2 protein-coding genes are annotated in these 1,358 nt (G+C 53.5%); one reads left to right on the top strand and one right to left on the bottom strand.

What is annotated here, in order from left to right:
* Positions 1-76 precede the first annotated feature (76 nt).
* Complete coding sequence (locus KY379_RS27130) at positions 77-1,102, top strand: IS110 family transposase (RefSeq protein WP_261242703.1); 1,026 nt, start codon at positions 77-79, stop codon at positions 1,100-1,102.
* Here the strand turns inward: KY379_RS27130 and KY379_RS27135 are convergent.
* Positions 1,057-1,358, bottom strand: a 302-nt coding sequence (locus KY379_RS27135) for a hypothetical protein (RefSeq protein WP_261242702.1), incomplete at its 5' end; no start/stop codon positions are given. The two genes, KY379_RS27130 and KY379_RS27135, sit on opposite strands and share 46 nt — an antisense overlap.

Below are 1,358 nucleotides of genomic sequence, written 5' to 3' on the forward strand. Positions count from 1 at the left end.
CTTAATGAGATGGTCACCCCGGCACCCTGCGAGGCGTACGCTTTCGCAGGGTGCTTTTACTTCGGAGACCATCATCATGAACAGCGTGACCCTGATCGGCATCGACATCGGTAAACATTCCTTCCACTTGCACGCCCAAGACAAGTTCGGCAAAGAGGTGTTGCGCAAGAAATGTTCAAGGCAGCAGATGATGCGGTTTTTGGGCAATCATCCAGCCTGTACCGTGGTGATGGAGGCCTGTGCCGGCTCGCACTGCCTGGTGCGAGAAATCAAAGCGATAGGGCATGAAGCAAAACTGATTTCACCTCAGTTCGTTAAGCCTTTCGTCAAGAGCAACAAGAATGACTTTGTCGATGCGCAGGCCATCTGTGAAGCTGCTTCCCGACCTTCCATGCGTTTTGTGACGCCAAAGTCACCTGAACAGCAAATGCTCTCTGTTTCTCACCGAATGCGTGAGTCGTTGATCCGCGACCGAACCAAGACGGTGAACCAACTACATGGTTTCCTACTCGAGTTCGGCGTGAGCTTGCCGACTGGACTGGCGGTGATCAAACGCCTTGCGTCAGTGCTCGAAGAGAACGACTTACCTGTACGCCTCGTTGCATTACTGCATCGCCTGCATGATCACTTCGTCTATCTGAACAAACAGATCGAGCTGTTGGACGAAGAGCTTGAGAGCCAGCTGGCTGACGATGATCTAGGCAGTCGTTTGCTGAGTATTCCGTGTGTCGGGCCGATCACCGCCAGCCTGCTGGCTGTGCAAATGGGTGATGGACAGCAATACGGCAGTAGTCGGGACTTTGCGGCGTCTCTAGGTTTGGTACCCCGCCAGTTCAGTACCGGTGGCAGGCAGACATTGTTGGGGATCAGCAAACGAGGCGACAAGCACCTTCGACAATTACTGGTGCTCTGCGCACGGGTCTACCTGATGCGCCTGGAGCATCAGAAGGGCCCGTTGGCGGAGTGGGTTCGTTCGCTGTCAACACGACGACCCTCCAATGTCGTCGCTTGCGCGTTGGCCAACAAGCTGGCACGCATCGCTTGGGCAATTGTCACTCAACACTCGCAATATAAAACGGAGCCAGGCGCGCTGAACGCCTGACTCCATTGTGCTGCACGGTGTTTCACCATCAGGTTTTGCGATAGCTGAACAACAGATGAAATAAACGGCCAATCGGCCTGGCGATGATCCTGGAAGAAAAATTGGCTCTGAGAAGCCGCTCCCTTTATTAGGATCGTCAGGTGCGAACACTCATCGTGGCGCGGGATACCAGCCCAATAGACGCCGGATAGATTTATGCAAGCCATCCATTTCATCCAATGATCAGTATTGCAAAAAATGGGGTGACCATAGATTT

It is taken from the genome of Pseudomonas sp. HD6422 (assembly GCF_025377065.1).
Taxonomy (GTDB): domain Bacteria; phylum Pseudomonadota; class Gammaproteobacteria; order Pseudomonadales; family Pseudomonadaceae; genus Aquipseudomonas; species Aquipseudomonas putida_U.